Source organism: Pseudacidovorax sp. NFM-22 (genome assembly GCF_021401245.1).
GTDB lineage: Bacteria > Pseudomonadota > Gammaproteobacteria > Burkholderiales > Burkholderiaceae_C > Xenophilus.
Window position 1 is genome coordinate 306,094 of sequence record NZ_JACBFY010000005.1, and the last position, 20,596, is coordinate 326,689.

The 20,596-nt window shown below is 70.8% G+C and carries 18 protein-coding genes; 4 read left to right on the top strand and 14 right to left on the bottom strand.

The genetic code is table 11. The features are described from left to right. Window positions 1-10: 10 nt before the first annotated feature. The 8 genes from L0984_RS19015 to L0984_RS19050 all read right to left on the bottom strand — a co-directional run bounded on the left by L0984_RS19015 (window position 11) and on the right by L0984_RS19050 (window position 9,423). A complete protein-coding gene (locus tag L0984_RS19015) occupies window positions 11-1,210 on the bottom strand; it encodes an acyl-CoA dehydrogenase family protein (protein ID WP_234195392.1) in 1,200 nt (399 codons plus the stop codon). Window positions 1,211-1,220: 10 nt separating this feature from the next. Next, on the bottom strand, window positions 1,221-2,357 hold the full coding sequence (locus L0984_RS19020; protein ID WP_234195394.1) for an acyl-CoA dehydrogenase family protein: 1,137 nt from the start codon (window positions 2,355-2,357) through the stop codon (window positions 1,221-1,223). 19 nt (window positions 2,358-2,376) lie between these two features. Beyond that, complete coding sequence (locus L0984_RS19025) at window positions 2,377-3,081, bottom strand: ABC transporter ATP-binding protein (protein ID WP_076505847.1); 705 nt, start codon at window positions 3,079-3,081, stop codon at window positions 2,377-2,379. Next, window positions 3,074-3,847: an ABC transporter ATP-binding protein gene (locus L0984_RS19030; RefSeq protein WP_234195397.1), complete on the bottom strand. Its 774-nt coding sequence runs from the start codon at window positions 3,845-3,847 to the stop codon at window positions 3,074-3,076. Before L0984_RS19030 ends, L0984_RS19025 begins: the two co-directional genes overlap by 8 nt. Beyond that, entirely contained in the window at window positions 3,844-5,817 is a 1,974-nt protein-coding gene (locus tag L0984_RS19035) for an ABC transporter permease (protein ID WP_234195399.1), read from the bottom strand. Before L0984_RS19035 ends, L0984_RS19030 begins: the two co-directional genes overlap by 4 nt. A 4-nt stretch (window positions 5,818-5,821) precedes the next feature. Next, on the bottom strand, window positions 5,822-7,075 hold the full coding sequence (locus L0984_RS19040) for an ABC transporter substrate-binding protein (RefSeq protein ID WP_234195400.1): 1,254 nt from the start codon (window positions 7,073-7,075) through the stop codon (window positions 5,822-5,824). Window positions 7,076-7,086: 11 nt separating this feature from the next. Continuing rightward, complete coding sequence (locus L0984_RS19045; RefSeq protein WP_234195402.1) at window positions 7,087-8,337, bottom strand: ABC transporter substrate-binding protein; 1,251 nt, start codon at window positions 8,335-8,337, stop codon at window positions 7,087-7,089. A gap of 183 nt (window positions 8,338-8,520) precedes the next feature. Next, entirely contained in the window at window positions 8,521-9,423 is a 903-nt protein-coding gene (locus tag L0984_RS19050) for a LysR family transcriptional regulator (RefSeq protein ID WP_076505839.1), read from the bottom strand. 120 nt (window positions 9,424-9,543) lie between these two features. On the opposite strand from L0984_RS19050, the gene L0984_RS19055 reads away from it, so the two are divergent. Both L0984_RS19055 and L0984_RS19060 read left to right on the top strand, forming a co-directional pair. Then, the gene (locus L0984_RS19055; protein WP_234195404.1) at window positions 9,544-10,617 is read left to right on the top strand and encodes a phosphotransferase; all 1,074 of its coding nucleotides are present in this window, start codon (window positions 9,544-9,546) and stop codon (window positions 10,615-10,617) included. Window positions 10,618-10,631: 14 nt separating this feature from the next. Continuing rightward, the gene (locus tag L0984_RS19060; protein WP_234195406.1) at window positions 10,632-11,342 is read left to right on the top strand and encodes a VOC family protein; all 711 of its coding nucleotides are present in this window, start codon (window positions 10,632-10,634) and stop codon (window positions 11,340-11,342) included. A 31-nt stretch (window positions 11,343-11,373) separates the two neighbouring features. On the opposite strand, the gene L0984_RS19065 is transcribed toward L0984_RS19060, so the two are convergent. Then, window positions 11,374-13,467, bottom strand: a complete 2,094-nt coding sequence (locus L0984_RS19065; protein ID WP_234195407.1) for a 3-hydroxyacyl-CoA dehydrogenase NAD-binding domain-containing protein — start codon at window positions 13,465-13,467, stop codon at window positions 11,374-11,376. Between the two features lie 200 nt (window positions 13,468-13,667). On the opposite strand from L0984_RS19065, the gene L0984_RS19070 reads away from it, so the two are divergent. Beyond that, window positions 13,668-14,126, top strand: a complete 459-nt coding sequence (locus L0984_RS19070) for a MaoC family dehydratase (RefSeq protein WP_234195408.1) — start codon at window positions 13,668-13,670, stop codon at window positions 14,124-14,126. Window positions 14,127-14,175: 49 nt separating this feature from the next. After that, the gene (locus tag L0984_RS19075) at window positions 14,176-15,417 is read left to right on the top strand and encodes an acyl-CoA dehydrogenase family protein (protein WP_234195409.1); all 1,242 of its coding nucleotides are present in this window, start codon (window positions 14,176-14,178) and stop codon (window positions 15,415-15,417) included. 50 nt (window positions 15,418-15,467) lie between these two features. On the opposite strand, the gene L0984_RS19080 is transcribed toward L0984_RS19075, so the two are convergent. The 5 genes from L0984_RS19080 to L0984_RS19100 form a co-directional block, all read right to left on the bottom strand. Beyond that, window positions 15,468-17,147 carry an AMP-binding protein gene (locus tag L0984_RS19080; protein ID WP_234195410.1) on the bottom strand — a complete coding sequence of 560 codons (1,680 nt, stop codon included), beginning with the start codon at window positions 17,145-17,147 and terminating at the stop codon, window positions 15,468-15,470. Between the two features lie 213 nt (window positions 17,148-17,360). After that, window positions 17,361-18,059, bottom strand: a complete 699-nt coding sequence (locus L0984_RS19085; protein ID WP_234195411.1) for a GntR family transcriptional regulator — start codon at window positions 18,057-18,059, stop codon at window positions 17,361-17,363. A 60-nt stretch (window positions 18,060-18,119) separates the two neighbouring features. After that, a complete protein-coding gene (locus L0984_RS19090; RefSeq protein WP_234195412.1) occupies window positions 18,120-18,965 on the bottom strand; it encodes an enoyl-CoA hydratase-related protein in 846 nt (281 codons plus the stop codon). Between the two features lie 36 nt (window positions 18,966-19,001). Next, window positions 19,002-19,772 (bottom strand): SDR family NAD(P)-dependent oxidoreductase, encoded by a 771-nt coding sequence (locus tag L0984_RS19095; protein ID WP_234195414.1) that lies wholly within the window; start codon window positions 19,770-19,772, stop codon window positions 19,002-19,004. A gap of 26 nt (window positions 19,773-19,798) precedes the next feature. After that, complete coding sequence (locus L0984_RS19100; protein WP_234195416.1) at window positions 19,799-20,590, bottom strand: enoyl-CoA hydratase; 792 nt, start codon at window positions 20,588-20,590, stop codon at window positions 19,799-19,801. Between the last annotated feature and the right edge of the window lie 6 nt (window positions 20,591-20,596).

Here is a 20,596-nt window from a genome sequence, read left to right on the forward strand (position 1 = left end):
GGATACCTTCTCACAGGCCCAGCACATGCTTGGCCATGATGTTCTTCTGCACTTCAGTACTGCCGCCGTAGATGGTCATGGCCCGGCAGAACTGGTAGCTCGCCACCGGCCCCAGCGCATGCGCGGGCCCCAGCAGCGGTGTCTCGCCGTCGCCGAACAGCCAGTCGGGCTGGAAGCGCTGCGCATCGGGTCCGCTGGCCATGACCCGCAGCTCGGTGATGCGCTGGGCGATCTCGGTGCCCCGGATCTTGATGAAGGACGAGGTGCCCGGCGCCGCCGCCTGGCCCGCCTGCGCGTCGGAGAGCAGGCGCAGCAGCCCGATCTCCAGCGCCTTGAACTGCGCCTCCACCTGCGCCAGTTCGCGCGCGAAGGCGGGGTCGTCGATCAGCCGGCGGCCGCCACTGCCCCCCTCGGCCGCCACCTCGCGCAGCCGCGCGAGCTCCTGGGTGATGAAGCGCAGGTTCGCGTTCTCCACCCGCTCATGCGCGAGCAGGAACTTGGCGTAGGTCCAGCCGCGGTCGACTTCGCCGATGAGGTTCTCGCGCGGCACGCGCACGTCGTCGAAGAAGACCGCGTTGAGGTAGTGCCGGCCGTCCATCATGCGGATCGGCTGCACCTGCACCCCCGGTGTCTTCATGTCGATCAGCAGGAAGGAGATGCCCGCCTGCTTCGGCCCTTCGGTGCTGGTGCGCACGAGGCAGAACATCCAGTCGGCGAAGTGCGCGTACGAGGTCCAGATCTTCTGGCCGTTGACGAGGAAGTGATCGCCCCGGTCCAGCGCCTGCGTCTTGAGCGCGGCCAGGTCCGAACCGGCACCCGGCTCCGAATAGCCCTGGCACCACCACACGGACGAGTCGCGGATGGCGGGCAGGTGCTGCGCCTTCTGCGCCTCGGTGCCGAAGGTGTAGATCACCGGCCCGACCATCGCGGGGCCGAAGACCTGCAGCTCGGGGCAGTGCATCTCGCCGGCCACGCGGTTGAAGATCAGCGTGTGCAGGGCGCTCCAGTCCAGGCCGCCCTGGGCCCGCGGCCAGGCGCCGGTGAACCAGCCGCGCCGGGCCAGGATCTGCTGCCAGCGCATGAAGTCGTCGCGCGCCAGGGTGCGGTCCAGCCGCACCTTCTCGCGGATGTCCGCCGGCAGTTCGGCGGCGATGAAGGCCCGCACCTCGGCTTCGAAGGCGCGGTCCTGGTCGCTCAGGCGGAGGTCCATCGTGCGGGCCTCACTGCGCCATGTAGCGCTCGGCGTGCCAGTCGGCGTCGCCGAAGCCCAGGCGGATCATCGACAGGCGCTTGAAGTAGTGGCCCACGGCCAGTTCCTCGGTCACGCCCATGGCGCCGTGCATCTGCACCGCCTCCTGCCCGACCAGGCGGGCCGTGCGGTCGATCTCCATCTTGGCGGCCGACAGCGCGCGGCGGCGCGCCGGGGCGTCGGCCTCGCGCAGCATCAGCGCCGCGTACAGCGCCATGGACCGCGCCTCGTCCAGCGCGATGGTCATGTCGACCATGCGGTGCTGCAGCGCCTGGTTGGTGCCGATGGGCCGGCCGAACTGCTGCCGGGTCTTGAGGTAGTCGAGCGTGGTGTCCACCAGCACCGCCATGGCGCCGACCGCCTCGGCGGCGAGCGCGGCGATGCCGTGGTCGACCACCCGCTCCAGCGCATCGCCCACCTCCGTCCCGTCGGCCGGCACCAGCCGGCGCGACGCATCCACCGTCACGCCGTCCAGGCGCAGGTCGGCCGCGCGCTGCCCATCGTGCATGGCATAGGCCGTGCGCGACAGGCCCGGCGCATCCGCATCGACCACGAAGGCCTGCAACCCGGCGCGCTCTCCGGGCGCGCCGGCGCTGCGGGCGATCACCACCAGGGCTTCGGCGCAGTCGCCGCCGTAGACCAGCGCCTTCGTGCCGTCCAGGCGCCAGACGCCGCCTTCCTGGCGTGCCGTCGCGGCGATGTGGAAGGGGTCGTAGCGCGAGCCCGGCTCGGCATAGGCCAGGGCCAGGCGCAGCTCGCCGGCCATCATGGGCTGCAGCCATTCGGCCTTCTGCGCCTCGCTGCCGATCAGGCTGAGCAGGCCGCCGCCCAGCACCACGCTGGCCAGGTAGGGCTCGAGCAGCAGGCCGCGGCCCACGCCCTCCATGACGATGCCGGTGTCCACCGCATCGCCGCCGATGCCGCCCTCGGCCTCGGAGAAGGGGATGGCCAGCCAGCCGAAGTCGGCATAGCGGCGCCAGCAGTCGGCGGCATGGCCGAGCTCGCTGGCGGCCACGCGCCGCCGGTGGCTGAAGTCGTAGGCCTCGCGCACGAAGCGCTCCACGCTCTCGCGCAGCTGGTGTTGTTCGGGGGTGTATTGCAGGTCCATGGTCGGTGTCGCTCGGCAGTCACAGCGCCAGGTAGCGCTGCTGGATCTCGGGGTGGCGGTCGAAGGCGGCCCAGTCGCCCTCGAAGACGAGGCGGCCGGTGTCGATGACGTAGACGTGGTCGGTGCAGCGGCGGGCGAACCAGATGTTCTGCTCGCACAGCAGCAGGGCCACGCCGTTGTCGGTGCAGCTGCGCACCAGGTCGTGGGCCATCTCCTCCACGATGATGGGCGCCAGGCCCTCGGTGGGTTCGTCCAGCAGCAGCAGACGCGGATGGGCGGCCATGGCCCGCGCCACGGCCAGCAGCTGCTGCTGCCCGCCGCTGAGCTGCCCGCCGTGGCGCTGCAGCAGGCTGGCCAGCATGGGAAAGCGCTGCACGATCTCGTCCACCGGCACGGCGGGCCGTCCCGGGCCGGCGCCGTAGCGGGCCATGGCGATGTTCTCGGCCACGGTCAGGTGGGTGAAGATGCGGCGGTCCTCCGGCACCAGCGACAGGCCCAGCCGGGTGCGCCGGTGCGTGGGCAGCGCGGCCAGGTCCTGGCCGTCGAAGCGCACGGTGCCGCGCACGCGCGGCCCGGCATTCATGACGCTCTTGAGCAGCGTCGACTTGCCTGCGCCATTGCGGCCCAGCAGCGCCACGCGCTGGCCGGCCGCCACCGACAGCCGCAGGCCGAAGAGGATGTGGCTGTCGCCATAGAAGGCGTCCAGGTCGCGCAGATCAAGCATGGACCATCTCCTTGCCGAGGTAGACCTCGCGCACCCGCGGATCGGCCCGCACGGCCTCGACGCTGCCCGTGGACACCACCTCGCCGTAGTTCATCACCATGATCCGGTCGGCCAGGCCGAAGACCACGTCCATGTCGTGCTCGGTCATCACCACGGTGATGCCGCGCTCGCGCTGCATGCGGGCGATGAGCGCGGCCACGTCCGCCCGGTCGCTGGGGGACATGCCCGCCGTGGGCTCGTCCAGCATCAGGATGGCGGGCCGGCCCGCCAGGGCGATGGCGAACTCCAGCCGCTTCTTGTCGCCATGCGACAGGAAGCGCGCGCCCTGCTGCGCATGCCCGGCGAGGCGCAGGTCGGCCAGCAGCGCCATCGCCTCGTCCCGGATGTCGGGCGACGGCGCGCAGCGCCGCCACGCGCCGAGCGGCTCGCCGGTGTGGCGCCGCCGCGCCTCGATGGCGACCACGACGTTGTCCAGCACATCGAAGTCGGCGAACACCCGCGCCACCTGGAAGGTGCGGCCGAAGCCGCGGCGCACCCGCTCGTGCGACGGCAGGCGGGTGACGTCCTCGCCCTTGAAGCGGATGCTGCCGCCGTTGCAGGCGACCTCGCCCGTCATCACCCGGAACATGGTCGTCTTGCCCGCCCCGTTGGGGCCGATGATGGCGAACACCTGCCCGGGCTCGACCGCCAGGCTGACGCCGCGCAGCACCTCGATGGGGCCGTAGTTCTTGCGCACCTGGCTCACTTCCAGCAAGGCGCCGCTCATGGCGTGCCTCCCGCGCGCAGCGGCTGACCGGCGGCCCGGGGCGCGGCCTGTGAATGCGGCTCGGGCGGCGCGGGGGTGCGGGCGCGCTCGCCCCACAGCCGGGCTTCCAGGCTGCGCCACAGGCCCACCGCCCCGTTCGGCGCCAGCAGGATGATCGCCAGCAGGCCGCAGCCCACGATCAGCTCCGACAGCCCGACCAGGGTGCGCGTGGCATAGGCGATGGCGGCGAACAGCCCCGCCCCCACCACCGGTCCCCAGAAGGAGCTGACGCCGCCGAGCAGCGTGTTGAGCATCGGCTGGGCCGAGGCCAGCCAGTGCACCTCCTCCACCGTCACGATGCGCGACCAGGGCGCGTACAGGCAGCCGGCCACCGCGGCCACGGCGCCGGAGATGACGAAGGCGGCCAGCCGGTAGCTGGCCACCGGTGTGCCCATGAAGGCGGCGCGCTCCGGGTCCTGGCGGATGGTCTGCAGCGTGCGGCCGAAGCGGCTGTGCAGCAGCCACCACAAGGCGCCGGTGATCAGCACGCAGGTCGCCAGCAGGAACAGGTAGTAGGCGTTGGAGCTGCCGAGGTCCACGCGCAGCAGCAACAGGTCGAGCACCGGCCGCGGGATGTCGGTGATGCCGTCCTCGCGCCCCAGGAAGGCGCTGAAGCCGATGACCAGCCGCAGAGCCTCGGCCAGCGCCACGGTCAGCACCGCCAGGAACACCCCGCTCATGCGGCGCAGGGCCAGCACGCCGATCAGCCAGGCCGCCGCTGCACCCAGCAGCGCGGCACCGCCCATCACGAGCAGGAAGGGCACGCCGGCCACGTGCCGCAGCGCCAGCGCCGTCAGGTAGGCGCCGATGGCGAAGAAGCCCGCATGGCCGAAGGAGACCAGGCCGGTGTAGCCGAAGAGGATGTTCCACGACAGCGCGAACACCACCTGGATCAGCACCGTGCCCACCACATACAGCGGGCCGGCGCCCACCCACCAGGGCAGCGTCGCCAGCAGCAGCACCAGCGCCGTGCCCAGCCCCTGCCAGACCGGGCGCGGCACGCGCGGACGGTGCAGGCTGCCGCCAGTGCCGGCCTCGTGGTGGCCGGCGTCCTGGCTGCCCACCGCCGGGAACAGGCCGCTGGGCTTGCACAGCAGGAAGATCGCCAGCACCACGTACACCGCCAGGCCCGGCACCTGCGGCAGCAGCACGGTGTTCAGGCTCTGCACCAGCCCCAGCACCAGCGAGCCGATGAAGGCGCCGCGGATGTTGCCGAGCCCGCCGATGATGACGGCGAAGAAGGCATACATGAGGTAGGAGTCGCCCAGGCCCGTCGACAGGCTCTGGTTGGGCAGCAGCAACCCGCCCGCCAGGCCGGCGAGCATGAAGCTGGCCATCACGCTGAGCGCGACGCCGAAGGACACATTCAGCCCCAGCACGCCCGACATCCACGGATCGGCCGCCAGCGCCTGCATGAGCTTGCCGAACCACAGGCGGTGGATGGCGATCTCGAGCAGCACGTAGATCACCAGGCCGGCCGCGATCACGAAGATCTGGTAAGCCGAGAAGAACAGCCCGAAGGGATTGAGCGGCTGATCCAGCCCCGGCGGCGGGTTGACGGAGAAGAAGTCCACCCCCCACACCAGCTTGGTGACGCCGGTGCACACCATCATGAGCGCGAAGGTGGCGATCAGCACATAGTGCGGATCGACATGGCGCAGCCGCCGCAGCACCAGCCGGTCGGTGACCAGCCCCAGCACCGCCACCACCACGCCGCCCGCCAGGGCGGCCAGCAGGAACATGCCCAGCGACTGCACGTCGCGGCCCATGACCGAATAGGCTGTGTAGGCACCGATCATGAAGAAGCCGCCCTGCGCCATGTTGAGCAGCCGCAGCAGCCCGAAGATGAGCGTCAGCCCGGCCGCCACCAGGAAGATGGCCATGCCGAAGGCGGCGGCGTTGAAGAAGGCGAAGAGGATCTCGTTGGCCATCGCGTCAGGCCTCGTACTTGCGGCCGGGCGACGGCGGCTCGACGATCTCGGATTCGTCCAGGCGGATCACCTGCTCCAGGCCATAGCCGGGCGCCGCCTCGCGCGCGCCGATCTTCGCGAAGTAGGCATAGCCGATGCCCTGGTGGTCCTCCTTGCGGATGCGGTAGGGGCCCGCCGCCGTGTCGAAGGCCAGGCCCTCCAGCGCCGGGATCACGGCCTCGGTCTCGGTGCTGCCGGCCTTCTTCACCGCGTTGAACAGCGCCAGCGCCGAGCGGTGCGAGGCCTGCACGATGCCCGGCACATGGGGCGTGCCAGTGACCTTGACGATGTACTCGGACAGCTGGCGGCTGAGCGGGTACTGGCTCTTGAAGGGCTCCAGCTCGGGCGCCCAGAAGCTCACGCCCCAGAGGTTCTGCGGCGTGGAGCGGCCCATGGCCTTGGCGATCATCAGCTCGGTGCCGGCCTCGCCGATCACCTTGAAGCGCCGGTCCATGCCCACGGCGCGGCCCTGCTGCAGCAGGCTCACGCAGGGCGCCGCCGTCAGGCCCACGAACAGCCCCTCGGCGCCGGAGTTCATCAGGCTGTTGATCTCGACCTTGTAGTCGGCCTTGTTGAGCGAGGCATACACCGGCTCCAGCACCTTGGGCGCCGTGCCGCCGGCCTTGGCGGCCCGCTCCACGCCCAGGCGGAAGTAGCGCGCCATGTCGCGGCCGTTCTCGCTGTCGGGCAGGATCAGCGCCCAGCTGCCCACCTGCGGGAACTTGGTGGCCAGCATGTTGCCGATGCCGCCGAAGAGCATCAGCGCGTTGGACGCCACGCGGAAGAAATGGCGGCTGAAGTTCTCGTGCGTGACCGACATCACCGTCGGCGCAGGCGCCGCCACCACGGCCTTGAGCTCGGCCAGGATCGGCGCGATGGCCAGCGCCATCGGCGACTGGCCGGCGCCCACCGACAGGTTGACGCCCTCGCCCGCCAGCTCGCGCACGGCGGCCACCGCGCCCGCGCTGGTGAACTTGTCGTCGCGCACCACGATCTCGATCTGGCGACCCAGGAGGCCGCCCTGATCGTTCCATTGCATCTGGGCGGCGCGGATGCCGGCCAGCCAGTTGGCGCCGGCCTCGGCGCCGATGCCGCTCATCGGCAGCATGGCACCGATGCGCACCGGCCCGGGCTGGGCGCGCACCCAGGGCGCCGCCATCGCGGCCAGCACGGCGCCTGCGCCGGTGGCCTGGATCAGGGTTCTGCGTTGCAAGGACATGGTGCTGCGCCTCACATCGACAGCGGCTTGCCGGGGCTCGGCGGCTCGGCCACGTCGGCCTCGCGGTAGGCGATGGCATCGACGATGCCGTAGCCGGGGTCGGCCTCGCGGGCGCCCACCTGGGCGATGTAGGCCTCGCCCAGGCCCTGGTGGTCTTCCTTGCGGATGTGGTAGCGGCCCACCGCGGTGTCGAACTCCAGGCCTTCGAGCGCGGCGATGACGGCGTCGGTGTCGGTGCCGCCGGCCTTCTCGATGCCGTTGAACAGCGCCAGCGCACAGCGGTGGCTGGACTGCACGATGCTGGGCGGATTGCGGTCGCCCGTGAGCTTGACGTAGTCCTCGTACAGCGCGTTGCTCATCGCATGGCGGCGGCCGGCCTCGGTGCCGGGCACCCAGTAGCTGATGCTCCAGAGGTTGGCCGGCGTGGACTTCTGCATCGCCTTGGCGATCATCAGCTCGGTGCCCGCATCGCCGATCACCTTGAACTTGCGGTCCATGCCCACCGCCCGGCCCTGCTGCAGCAGGCTGATGCAGGGCGCCGCGGTGAGGCCGACGAACAGCCCCTGCGAGGGCGCGTTCATCAGGCTGTTGATCTCCACCTTGTAGTCGGCCTTGTTGAGGCTGGCAAAGACGGGGTCGAGCACCTTGACCGTGCGGCCGGCCTTCTGCGCGGCGCGCTGCACACCGACGCTGAAGAAGCGGGCCATGTCGCGGCCGTTCTCGCTGTCGGGCACGATGCACGACCAGGTCTGCACTTCCTTGAAGCGGTCGGTCAGCATGTTGCCGATGCCGGCGAAGGCGATGTAGGCGTTCCACGACAGCCGGAAGAAGTTGCGCTGGAAGCCCTCGTGCGTGAGCGACATGACGGTGGGGCACGGCGCCACCATCAGCGCCTTGAGCTCGGGCAGGATCGGCGCGGTCGCCAGCGCCATCGGCGACTGCGAGCCGCCGATGAGCAGGTTGACGCCGCTGCCGGCCAGCTCGCGCGCCGCAGCCACGGCGCCGGCACTGCTGAACTTGTCGTCGCGCACCACCAGTTCCACCTGGCGCTTGAGCACCCCGCCCTTGGCGTTCCACTGCGCCACGGCCACGCGGGCCCCGGCGAGCCAGGCGGCGCCCGCCTCGGCGCCGATGCCGCTCATCGGCAGCATCAGCCCGATGCGGAGGGGTCCGCCCTGGGCCCGCGCGGGACGGACGCCGACGCTGCCGAGGACGGCAGCGGCCGCAGTCGCCTGAAGAAAATGACGTCGATCGGTCTTCATCGCATGTCTCCTGTTCCGCCTGGTGATCGGCGAGATTTGTTATAACAGATTTGCGATGGTGAGCAGGCGCGGCTGCGCTGTCACCGGCATTAACCCCTAAGGGTCGGCGGCAGCGGGCGAAGCAAGGCGGCGGCCATCGGCCGCGCAGGTATGAAGGGGGAGCGCAGGCGCGCGAGCGCGCCCTCAGCGGGCGTAGCAGCTCAGCATCACCGAGCGCAGCCAGCGGTTGGCCGCGTCGTTGTCGGTGCTGGCGTGCCAGTACAGGTAGGCGTCCATGGAGGACAAGGGCGCCGGCATGGGCAGCACCTGGTTGCCGAAGGTCTTGTTGACCATGTGGGCGTAGCTCTCGGGCATGGTGAGCACCAGGTCGGTCTGCGACACCGTACGGCAGGCCGCGAAGTAGTACTGGCAGCGCAAGGCCACCTGCCGCTGCATGCCCAGGCGGCGCAGCTCGATGTCCTCGAAACCCGGCCCCTGGCGCCGCGTGGTGACCAGCACATGCCGCTGGGCCAGGTAGGTGTCGATGTCCACGCTGCCCTGAATGGCCGGGTGACCCTGCCGCGCGACCACGGCCGCGCCGTCGACCGTGATGCGGGTGAACTTGACGGCGTCCGACACGGGCAGCAGCACGTCGACGGCGAGGTCGAGCGTGCCGGCCGCCAGCTCACCCTCGAGGCTGCGACGGCTGGCACGCACGCTGGCCACCTCGACGCCTGGCGCCTCACCGGCCAGCGTGCGCATCAGCGGCGGCATCACGGTCGACTCCATGAAGTCGCGCAGCCCGATCACGAAGCGCTTGGTGCTGGTGGCCGCATCGAAGCTCTGGGTGTCGTTCAGCAGCGAGCCCAGCGACTGCAGCGAGCCGCGCAGTGGATCGATGATGCGCTTGGTCAGTGCCGTGGGCACCATGCGGTGGCCCTGGCGTTCGAACAGCGGGTCGTTGAACAGGTCGCGCAACCGCGCCAGGGCATGGCTGATCGCCGGCTGCGTCAGATGCAGCTTGTCGGCAGCCTTGGTGATGCCGCCTTCGGTGTAGATCGTGTCCAGCACGACCAGCAGGTTGAGATCGACCCTCGAAATATGCATGGACTGTATCGGCGGGCATGCCGCGCTTTCATTGGGCAGCACGGGCCGGGGCGCTTAGCCTTGGCGGCCCCCGATGATGCCCGCAAGCGGGGCGCCCTGCATGCCCACCGGAGACAGCACTTGCCCCTGAACGACACCCTTGCCGACACCACCGCCGTGCGTGCCGGCCACCAGCTGGACGAGGAGGCCCTGCGCGCCTGGTGGATCGACCATGTCGACAGCAGCGCCCGCCAGCGCTTCGGCCTGGCCCAATTCAAGGGTGGCCAGTCCAACCCCACCTTCCTGGTGGAGACGCCCGGCGGTCGCTACGTGCTGCGGCGCAAGCCCGCCGGCACGCTGCTGCCCTCGGCCCACGCCGTGGACCGCGAGTTCCGCGTCATGCAGGCGCTGGCCGGCAGCGGGGTGCCCGTGCCGCGGGTGCATGCGCTGTGCACCGACGTGGCGGTGATCGGCACCATGTTCTACGTGATGGACTGCGTGCCCGGCCGCATCCTCTGGGACCCGCACCTGCCCGGCATGGCCAGCAGCGAGCGCACCGCGCTCTATGACGACATGAACCGCACCCTCGCCGCCCTGCACGAGGTGGACGTCGCGGCGGTCGGCCTCGCCGACTACGGACGCACCGGCGGCTACATCGCCCGGCAGCTGGACCGCTGGACCCGCCAGTACCGCGCCAGCGAGACCGAGCCGATCGAGGCGATGGAGCAGTTGATCGCCTGGCTGCCGCGCCATCAGCCCGCCGACACGGGCACGCGCCTGGTCCATGGCGACTTCCGGCTCGACAACCTGGTCTTCGCGCAGGACGCGCCACGCGTCGTGGCGGTGCTGGACTGGGAGCTGTCGACGCTGGGCGACCCCATGGTCGACTTCGCCTACCACTGCATGGCCTGGCGGCTGCCGCCCTCGGTGCGGGGGCTCGGCGACCTGGACGCGGCGCAGCTGCAGGCGGCCGCCATCCCGACCGTGGCGGCCTACCTGGCGCGCTACTGCGAGCGCCGCGCCCTGCCCCGCGTCGACGCGCAGACCTGGCGCTTCTACGAGGCCTTCAACCTCTTCCGCGCCGCCGCCATCGCCCAGGGCATCATGGGCCGGGCCCTGGCCGGCAACGCGGCCAGCAGCGAAGCCCTGCAGGCCGGCCGCCAGGCCCGGCAGCTGGCCGAGCTTGGCTGGCACGGCGTCGGCCAGGGCGCCTGAGCCACCCACCACGCATGGACGCCGCCCGCCGCCTGCCCCGGCTTCGATTCGCGCGGCTGCGGATGACCGATCCCGACGTGGCCCGCGCACTGTTCACCGACCTGCTGGGCTGGGCCCCGGCCCATGCGCCGGACCGCCTGGCCTTCCATGGACCCGGGCTCAGCGTGGAGGTGTCGACACCCGCCGATCCCCCCGGCACGACGGGCGCCCCCGACCTTCTGGGCTGGCAGGTGCCTGACCTGCTCGACTGGCAGCGGCACTGCCATCGCCAGGGCCTCAGCGTCACGGACGGCGGCCTGCTCGGCCCCGGCAGCGCCCTGCAACTGGCCGCGGGGGAGACGGGGGGCTGCACGCTGGAGTTCAGCGAGCGGATGGAGGGCCGGTGCGCCCCGCCGACCCTCCCGTCCGAGGGCCGGCCCGGGCCGGGTCCGCACTCGCTCGCCGCCATCGAGCTGCGCGTGCGGGCGCCGGAACGGGTGGCCGCGCATTGGGGCCGCCTGCTCGGCCTGCCGATCATGCGTCAGGACGGCCTGCCCGCCGTGGCCACCGCCTGTGGCGCGCTGTGCTTCCTGCCGGCGCAGGAGCAGGCCGACGCCGGCATCGACGGCCTGCGCATGCGGCCCGCCGAGGCGGGCCTGTTGTCACGCTGGAGCCGTCAGCGCGCGCTGGGACGCCTGCCGGCCGGCCACTGGATGGCCGGCGGCCTGAGGCTGCGCTGCGACTGAGCCGGCGCCGCGGCGCGGCCGGCCGTCACATTCAGGCGAATCCCCGACCTTCGGCGACGAGCTGGCGGATCAGCCCCGCCGGCTCCCAGAACTTGGCGTCGTCGTTGGGATTGCGACCGAAGCGCTGCATCGCCTGCACCACGTTGAACAGCCCCTGCTGGCTGGCGTAGTGCATCGGGCCACCGCGGAAGATCGGGAAGCCATAGCCGGTGATGTAGACCATGTCGATGTCGCTGGCCTTGCTGGCAATGCCGTCTTCCAGGATGTGCGCACCCTCGTTCACCAGCGAATACACCAGGCGCTGCACGATCTCCTCGTCGCTGATCTTGCGCGGCGTGATGCCCAGTTCCTTGCGGTGCGCGACGATCAGGTCCTCCACCAGCTTGGACGGGATCGCGTCGCGCTTGCCGGCCTGGTAGTCGTACCAGCCCGCACCCGTCTTCTGGCCGAAGCGGCCCAGCTCGCACAGCTTGTCGGCCGTGCGGCTGTACTTCATGTCGGGCTGCTCGACCGAGCGGCGCTTGCGGATCGCCCAGCCGATGTCGTTGCCCGCCAGGTCGCCCATGCGGAAGGGGCCCATGGCAAAGCCGAACTTCTCGATGGCCTTGTCCACCTGCGCCGGCGTGGCGCCTTCGTCCAGCAGGAAGCCGGCCTGGCGGCTGTACTGCTCGATCATCCGGTTGCCGATGAAGCCGTCGCACACGCCCGAGACCACGGCCGTCTTCCTGATCTTCTTGGCCAGGCTCATCACCGTGGCCAGCACGTCCTTGCCCGTCCTGGCGCCGCGCACCACTTCCAGCAGCTTCATCACGTTGGCCGGACTGAAGAAGTGCATGCCGATCACGTCCTGCGGGCGCTTGGTGAAGGCCGCGATCTTGTCGACGTCGAGCGTGGAGGTGTTGGAGGCCAGGATGGCGCCCTGCTTGGCCACGGCGTCCAGCTGGGTGAACACCTTTTCCTTGACGCCCAGTTCCTCGAACACGGCCTCGATGATGAGGTCGCAGTCCTTCAGGTCGTCGTAGCTCAGCGTGGTCTTGAGCAGCGCCATGCGCTCCTCGTACTTCTCGGCCTTGAGCTTGCCCTTCTTGACCTGCGCCTCGTAGTTCTTGCGGATGGTGGCGACGCCGCGGTCCAGCGCCTCCTGCTTCATCTCGAGGAGGGTCACCGGGATGCCGGCGTTCAGGAAGTTCATGCTGATGCCGCCGCCCATGGTGCCGGCGCCGATCACGCCCACCGTCTTGATGGCGCGCTGGGGGGTGTCGTCCGGCACGTCGGCGATCTTGGCGGCCGCCCGCTCGCCGAAAAAGATGTTGCGCAGCGCCGCCGACTCGGCCGTCCACACCAGCTCGGTCACGCCGCGGCGCTCGAAGGCCAGCGCCTGGTCGAAGGGCAGGCGCACCGACTGGGCCACGCAATCCAGGCACAGCAGCGGCGCCGGAAAGTGGCGCGACGCCGCGGCCACCTGGGTCCGCGCGAACTGCAGATAGGCCTCGGGCGCAGGATGCACCACCTGCAGCTCGCGCACGCGCGGCAGCGGCCGCACGGCCGCATGCCGGCGCGCGAAGGCCACCGCGGCGGCCACCACGTCGTCGTCCACCAGCTCGTCGATCAGGCGCTGGCCGGGCAGGCGGGCCAGGTCCTCGCTCATCACCGTCTCACCGGTCACGATCATGTTCAGGGCCGGCTCCAGCCCGATGAGGCGCGGCAGCCGCTGCGTGCCGCTCGCGCCGGGCAGGATGCCGATGCGCACCTCGGGCAGCGAGACCTGCGTGCCCCGCTGCACGAGGCGGTAGTGGCAGCCCATGGCCAGCTCCAGCCCGCCGCCCATGGCCACGCGGTGCACGGCCGCGACGATGGGCTTGTCGCTGCGCTCGATGAGGTCGATGACGTCGATCAGGTCGGGCGCCATGGTCGCCTCGGGCCGGTTGAACTCGCGGATGTCCGCGCCGCCGCAGAAGGCCCGGCCACGACCGGTGAGCACCATGGCCTGCACCTGCGGATCGCTGCCGGCGCGGGCGACCGATTCCGCGATGAAGCGCCGGTTCTGCAGGCCCAGGCTGTTGACCGGTGGCGTGTCCATGGTGATGACGGCGATGCCGTCCTGAATCTCGTAGCTGCCGCTCATGGGCTGTCTCCTGGTCGGGTGTCGGGGTCGGGCAGGCGCCGTGCCCATCGGGGCCGGCGGGCCGATGTTCAGTCGCCCGTGCGACGGCGCGCATCAGCACTTTGAATCGTCCCGATGAAAACACTGCATGCCCCTGGGCCGCGCGGCGCGCGCCGGCACGGCACCATCGGCGCACTCCCTCCGGCTTCCTCCGCAACCGCATGACCGTCCTCACCCGCGCCAACCTCCACGACTTCGTCGGCCAGTCCATCGGCACCTCCTCATGGGTCGACGTGCTCCAGTCGCGCATCGACGCCTTTGCCGACTGCACCGGCGACCGGCAATGGATCCACATCGACGTGGCGCGCGCCACGCGCGAAAGCCCGTTCGGCGCGCCCATCGCCCACGGCTTCCTCACGCTGTCGCTGCTGCCCATCACCAGCTACGAGCTGCTGGAAGGACTGGCGCCCACGAAGTCGGTCAACTACGGGCTCGACAAGCTGCGCTTCATGTCGCCCGTCAAGGCCGGCGCCCGGGTGCGCAACCACATGCGCCTGCTGGCCGCCGAGGCGCGCGACGACGGCTGGACGCTGCTGCGCTGCGAGAACACCATGGAGATCGAAGGCCAGGACAAGCCAGCGCTGGTGGCGGTGAGCCTGGGCCTGTTCTCCTGGGACTGAACGCGCCCGCGTCCCCCACGCTTCCATCCGATCCAACCGAGAGACACACATGGACTTCGAACACAGCCCCAAGGTGCAGGACCTGCGCCGCCGCCTGCTCGCCTTCATGGACGAGCACATCTATCCGAACGAGAAGCGCCATGCGCAGGAGGCGCATGCCTCCTTCATGAATGCCGAGCGCACGGGCGGCCCCTACACCGGCCTGCCGTTGATGGAGGAACTCAAGCGCAAGGCGCGCGCCGCGGGCCTGTGGAACCTGTTCCTGCCCGAGGACGAGCATGGCGCGGGCCTCACCAACCTGGAATACGCACCCCTGTGCGAGATCATGGGCCGCCGCTACTGGAGCGCCGAGGCCTTCAACTGCAGCGCGCCCGACACCGGCAACACCGAGGTGATCGCGCGCTATGGAAACGAGGCGCAGAAGGCCCGCTGGCTGCAGCCGCTGCTCGACGGCGAGATCCGCTCCTCCTTCGCCATGACCGAGCCGGCCGTGGCCTCGTCGGACGCCACCAACATCGAGACGCGCATCCGCCGCGACGGCGACGACTACGTCATCGACGGCCGCAAGTGGTACATCACCGGCGCGATGAACGAGCGCTGCAAGCTGTTCATCCTGATGGGCAAGACCGACCCCGACAACCCGGACCGGCATCGCCAGCAGTCGATGATCATCGTGCCGCGCGACACACCCGGCATCACGGTGGTGCGCGACATGGCGCTGGTGAACCACTACGACGCGCCCTTCGGCCATCCGGAGGTGATCTTCGACAACGTGCGGGTGCCGGCCTCCAACCTGCTGCTGGGCGAGGGCCGCGGCTTCGAGATCGCCCAGGGCCGGCTCGGGCCGGGCCGCATCCACCACTGCATGCGCATGATCGGCATGGCCGAGTCGGCGCTGGAGATGATGTGCGAGCGCGCCGTCTCGCGCGTGGCCTTCGGCAAGCCGCTGTCGGACCAGGGCGTCTGGCGCGAGCGCATCGCCCGGGGCCGCATGCTGATCGACCAGACGCGCTGGATGGTGCTGCACGCCGCCTGGCGCATGGACACGGTGGGCAACAAGGTGGCGGCTAAGGAGATCGCCATGATCAAGGTGATCGCGCCCAACAACTGCATCCAGGTCATCGACGACGCCATGCAGGCCTTCGGCGCGATGGGCCTGAGCCAGGACACGCTGCTGGTGAACTTCTGGGCCTATGCGCGCCACCTGCGCGTGGCCGACGGCCCGGACGAGGTGCACATCAACGCCGTCGCCAAGCAGGAGCTGGGCGTCTACCGCGCCAAGGTGGCCTGAACCCGGACGCCGCGGGCCGGCGCCCTGCGACGCCGGCCCGCGGCGGCGATTCAGGCGCCGCTGGCGCGCGGCGCGGTGAAGCCGGGCTCGCGCAGCATGCGCCGCAGCAGCTTGCCGTTGTCGGCCGCGGGCAGGCCGTCGCGAAAGACGATGGTGCGCGGCACCTTGTAGTGCGACATGTGGGCCTGGCACCACTCGATGAGCACCTGGTCCGTGCGGTCGCGCCGACGCCCGAAGCCGTCCACCCGGATCTGCCGCGCCGCCGGGTCCTTGAGCACCACGTAGGCCTGCAGCGCCTCGCCGCGGTCCGGGTCGGGCAGGCCGACCACCGCGGCCTGCCGCACGTCGGGATGCGTCGCCAGGATGGCCTCCACCTCTTCGGGGAAGACGCTGTAGCTCCAGACCTTGATCATCTCCTTGCGCCGTCCCACGAAGGTGAGGTAGCCCTCCTCGTCGAGGCGGCCGATGTCGCCGGTGCGCACCCAGCCGTCGCGCACCATGGCCGCCGTGGCCTCGGGCCGCATCCAGTAGCCCCTGAAGGGCTGGGGGCCGCGCAGCAGAATCTCGCCCACGACGCCGCAGGGCCGGGGCTGGCCGGTGTCGGGGTCGACGATGCGCACCTCGGTGCCGGGCACCGGCCGCCCATTGGTGCCCCAGCGCACGGCGTCGGCAGGCATCATCACGTCGGAGCTGTGGGTCTCGCTCAGGCCGTAGCCTGCCTCGAACACCTGGGCACCCCCGGTGAAGCGGTGCCAGCGGTCGGCCAGTGCACGGGTCAGGATGGTGCCGAAGCTGGTGCTGGCCGTGCCGCGCAAGGACGACACGTCATAGGTGTGCGCGTCTTCCGCGCCCATGACCAGCTCCAGCGAAGGCGCCATGGTGTACCACCACGTCACGCGGCAGGCCTCGATGGCCTGCAGCACGGCCGTGGCATCGAAGCGGGCCAGCAGCACCACCGTGGCGCCCACGTAGAGCACCACGTCCAGGCCCGCCACCAGGCCCGAGATGTGGTGCAGCGGCACGTCGGCCAGCAGCACGTCGTCGGCCGTCAGCCCCCAGCAGCTCGACGTGGCGGCCGACTTGTAGAGCGCGACGTCATGGCCCAGCATGGCCGCCTTGGGCAGGCCCGTCGTGCCCGAGGTGCAGGCCATGAGCGCCACCTCGTCCATGGCCAGGTCGGCCAGGGGCTCGAAGGGCGGCATGGCGTCGAGCTCGTCCATGAGATCGACCACGCCGTCGGGCCAGGGCTTGGCGGGCTCGCCCGGCAGGCGGATGCAGGCGGGCACGTCCATGGCCAGCACGCCCGGCAGCATGTCGCCCGCGCGCACACCGTACACGGGGCAGTCGCGCCCGCTCGGCCGGGCCTCGTGCACCGTGGGCAGGTCCTCCTCGCCGGCGACCACGGCCCGCACGTCGAGTTCAGCGAACTGGTGCGCAAGCTCGTAGCGCCGGGCATGGGGACTGCAGGCGCTGACGACCACCCCCAGCTTCTGCGCACCCAGGTGCGCGATCACGAACTGCGGGCAGTTGTGCAGCACCAGCACCAGCACGTCGCCTTGCGACAGCCCGCGCTGGCGCAGGCTCTGGGCGAAACGGTCGCTCAGGTCATCGAGTTCGGCGTAGCTGATGCGCCGCCCATACCAGACGATGGCTGTCTTGTCGGGCGTGGCGTGCGCATGCAGGCGCAGATAGTCATGCAGCGGCCGCTCGCCGTGGCGAAAGTCGATCATCCTGGCGTGTCTCCGGATCATTCGATGCGACCGGATACCGCGGGGCGGTTCCGGCTTCTTCCCGGATGATGACCCGCGCAGAGCGCCACCGCAAGGCGCGCCGGATGAATGTTGGGCATGGGCAAGCATGCCGGGGCTGCATGGCGCGGCGCAGCAAACCACGGCCCGTTGCCTGCAGCCCCCCGCTGCGCCGCGCAGCGGCGCGTCGGCCGATCAGGCGCCGGCCGTGGCCGTGGCGCCCGCCGTGGCGGACTGCTGCTCGTGCAGGTAGGCCAGGATGGGCGCCATGGTGCGTTCGATCTCTTCCTCGATGCCGGCACGCGCGGTGTCCGCATCCGCCTTGCGCAGGCCGCGCAGTACGCGCTGGTGCGGGTGCTGGCGCCGCGGCTCGGCCATGGGCCGCGTCTGCAGTGCCCGCATCAGCGGCCCGCATTGCAGCCACAGGCCTTCGATCATGCGCAGCAGCACGGGCTTGCCCGCCAGCGCATACACCGCCAGGTGGAAGCGCTCGGAGGCGAGCAGCTCGCCGGCAAAGTCCGCCGCCTCATGGCGGGCGGCCATGTCGCGGTGCAGCTGCTCCAGGCGGGCGATGTCCTCCGGGCCGGCCAGGGCCGCCGCATGCGCGGCCGCACGCCCTTCGAGCATCAGCCGCAGCTCGCACACCTCGGCGAAGCGCATGGCCGACATGACCGGCACGCGCACCGAATGGTGGCCGACCTGCTCCAGCGCCTGTTCGGAGATCAACCGGGCAAAGGCCTCGCGCACCGGCGTCGGGCTGATGCCCATCTCGGCCGCGAGGTCGCGCAGTTTGAGCTTCTCGCCCGGGGCGAAGCGCCCCGCCTTCAGGTCGCGGCACAGGCGGCCATAGGCCAGGCCGTTGAGGCTCTCACGGGTCAGGGGCGCGTCGTCCATGGCTGCAGCGGCTGGGCCGAAAGTCATTTGCAATAAGTTATATCGTACAAGTCCGCTGCCTCAGCGGCCGGTGAAGCGTGGGGCGCGCTTCTCCAGGAAATGCGCGACGCCCTCCTGGAAGTCCTCGCTGTCGAACGAGGCCACCATGTCGGCGTCGGCACGCCGCCAGGCAGCGTCCAGGTCCTGGAACAGCCCGTCGTACACCTGCCGCTTGATCACGCCGATGGAGCGCGGCGATGCCGCATGGGTCCACTCCCGCGCCAGGCCCTGCACCGCGGCAAGGAAGCCGTCGGCGGGTCGCGCACGCACCAGGCCCAGCCGCTCGGCCTCTTCCGTCATCAGGGTGCGGGCCGACATCAGCAGATCGAGCGCATTCGTCAGGCCGACGATGCGCGGCAGCATCCAAGAGGCGCCGTGCTCCGCGATCAGCCCGCGCTTGGCAAAGGCGGTGGTGAGCTTCTGCCCCTCGGCCATGTAGCGGAAGTCGCAGAACAGCGCCATGCACAGCCCGATGCCCGCCACCGGCCCGTTGATGGCCGCGAAGATGGGCTTGGGCACCTTCAGCAGGTAGCTGAAGCGCCAGGCGTAGTTGCGGTCGAGTCCCTCGGGCGCGGCCACCTGCGCACCGCCCGCGGGTGCGGCGGCCGTGGCATCGCCCGCCGCGGTGCCGCGGGTGCCGGCTTCGAGGATGTCCATGTCGGCGCCGGCGCAGAAGCCGCGGCCGGCCCCCGTCACCACGATGGCCCGCACCGCCGGGTCGGCCTCGGCGGCCTTGATGGCGCGGCGGAACTCGGCCTCCATGGCCTCGGTCCAGGCGTTGAGCCGCTCGGGCCGGTTGAGCGTCAGGGTCATGACGCCGTCGTCCACCGCGGTGGTGATCTGCTGGAAGTCGTCGTAAGAAGGCATGGGGTTTCCGTGGGGGGAGGGTCGGGCAAGCCGCGTTCAGGCCTCGCCGCCGACGGTGGCACCACCGTCGATGACCAGCGTGGTGCCGGTGATGAAGCGGCCGGCCTCCGAAGCCAGCAGCAGGGCGGCACCGGCGATGTCCTCGGGCTCGCCGATGCGGTGCAGCGGGCTGGAGGCGAGCGCGGCCGCCAGCGTGTCGGGGTTGTCCCAGAGCGCCTTGGCGAAGTCGGTCTTGATGAGCCCGGGCGCGATGCAGTTGGTGCGGATGCCCTGCTTGCCCCACTCCAGCGCCAGGTTGCGCGCCAGCTGCATGTCCGCCGCCTTCGAGATGGCATAGGCGCCCAGCACCCGCGAGCCGGTCAAGCCGGCGATGGAGCTGATGATCACCACGCTGCCACCGCCCTTGGCCGCCATGCCCGGTGCCACGCGGTTGACCAGCCACAGGTTGGAGCGGATGTTCACGTCCATGACCTTGGAGAAGGCCTCGTCCGTGATGCCGGACATCGGCCCGTAGTACGGGTTGACCGCCGCGTTGCACACCAGCACGTCGACGCTGCCGTAGTGCGCTTCGGTCTGGTCCACCAGCGCGAGCACCTCGTCCTTGCGCGAGATGTTGCAGGCGATGGCCGTGGCCTCGCCGCCTTCGGTGCGGATCTGGTCGACCACGGCGGCACAGGCATCGGCCTTGCGGCTGGTGATGACGACCCGTGCACCGGCCCGGGCGAAGGCCAGCGCGATGGCACGGCCGATGCCGCGCGACGAGCCGGTGACGATGGCGGTCTTGTCCTTGAGCGAGAAGCTGTCCATGGGTTTCTCCGGCGCCAGCGGGCGCATCAGCGGTTGTGGAAGACGGGGGTGCGTTTGTCCATGAAGGCCCGGGCGGCCTCCAGGTGGTCCTCGGTCATGGCGCAGCGGATGTGGCGGATGGCCTCGTGGTCCAGCGCCTGCGCAAGGGTGGCGCCCTGCTCCGCCACGTTCAGGTTGGCCTTGATGTGGCCGAGCGTGAGGGTCGGCCCCGCCGCCAGCTGGCGGGCCAGCCGCTGGCCCTCGTCATCGAGCGCGTCGTCGGGCACCACCTGGGTGACCAGGCCCAGGCGCAGGGCCTCGTCGGCCTGCACGACGGGCGAGAGCAGCGCGAAGGCCCGCGCCCGCGGGCCGAGCAGCTGCGTGAGGAAGTAGGTGCTGCCGAAGTCGCCCGACAGGCCGACCTTGGCAAAGGCCGAGGTCATCTTGAGCGTGGAGCCGGCCACCAGCAGGTCGCAGGCCAGGGCGAGCGACAGGCCGGCCCCGGCGCAGGCGCCGCGCACCACGGCCAGCGTGGGCTTGGGCATCTCGTGCAGCAGGCGTGCGCATTCCATGTGCTCGCGCAGCTGGTGGGTGCGGGCTTCGAGCGTGGCCTCGGCGCCTTCCGACGCGGCCATGGCCTGCACGTCGCCACCGGCACAGAAGCCGCGGCCGGCGCCCTTCAGCAGCACCGCGCGCACCAGCGGGTCGATGGCCGCACGGCGCAAGGCGGCCAGCAGCGCGTCGGTCATGCGGGGGGTCAGCGCATTCAGCCGCTCGGGCCGGTTCAGCGTCAGGGTGAGCACGCCGCCGTGCAGCTGCTCGATCAATTCGGTGGTCATCATGTC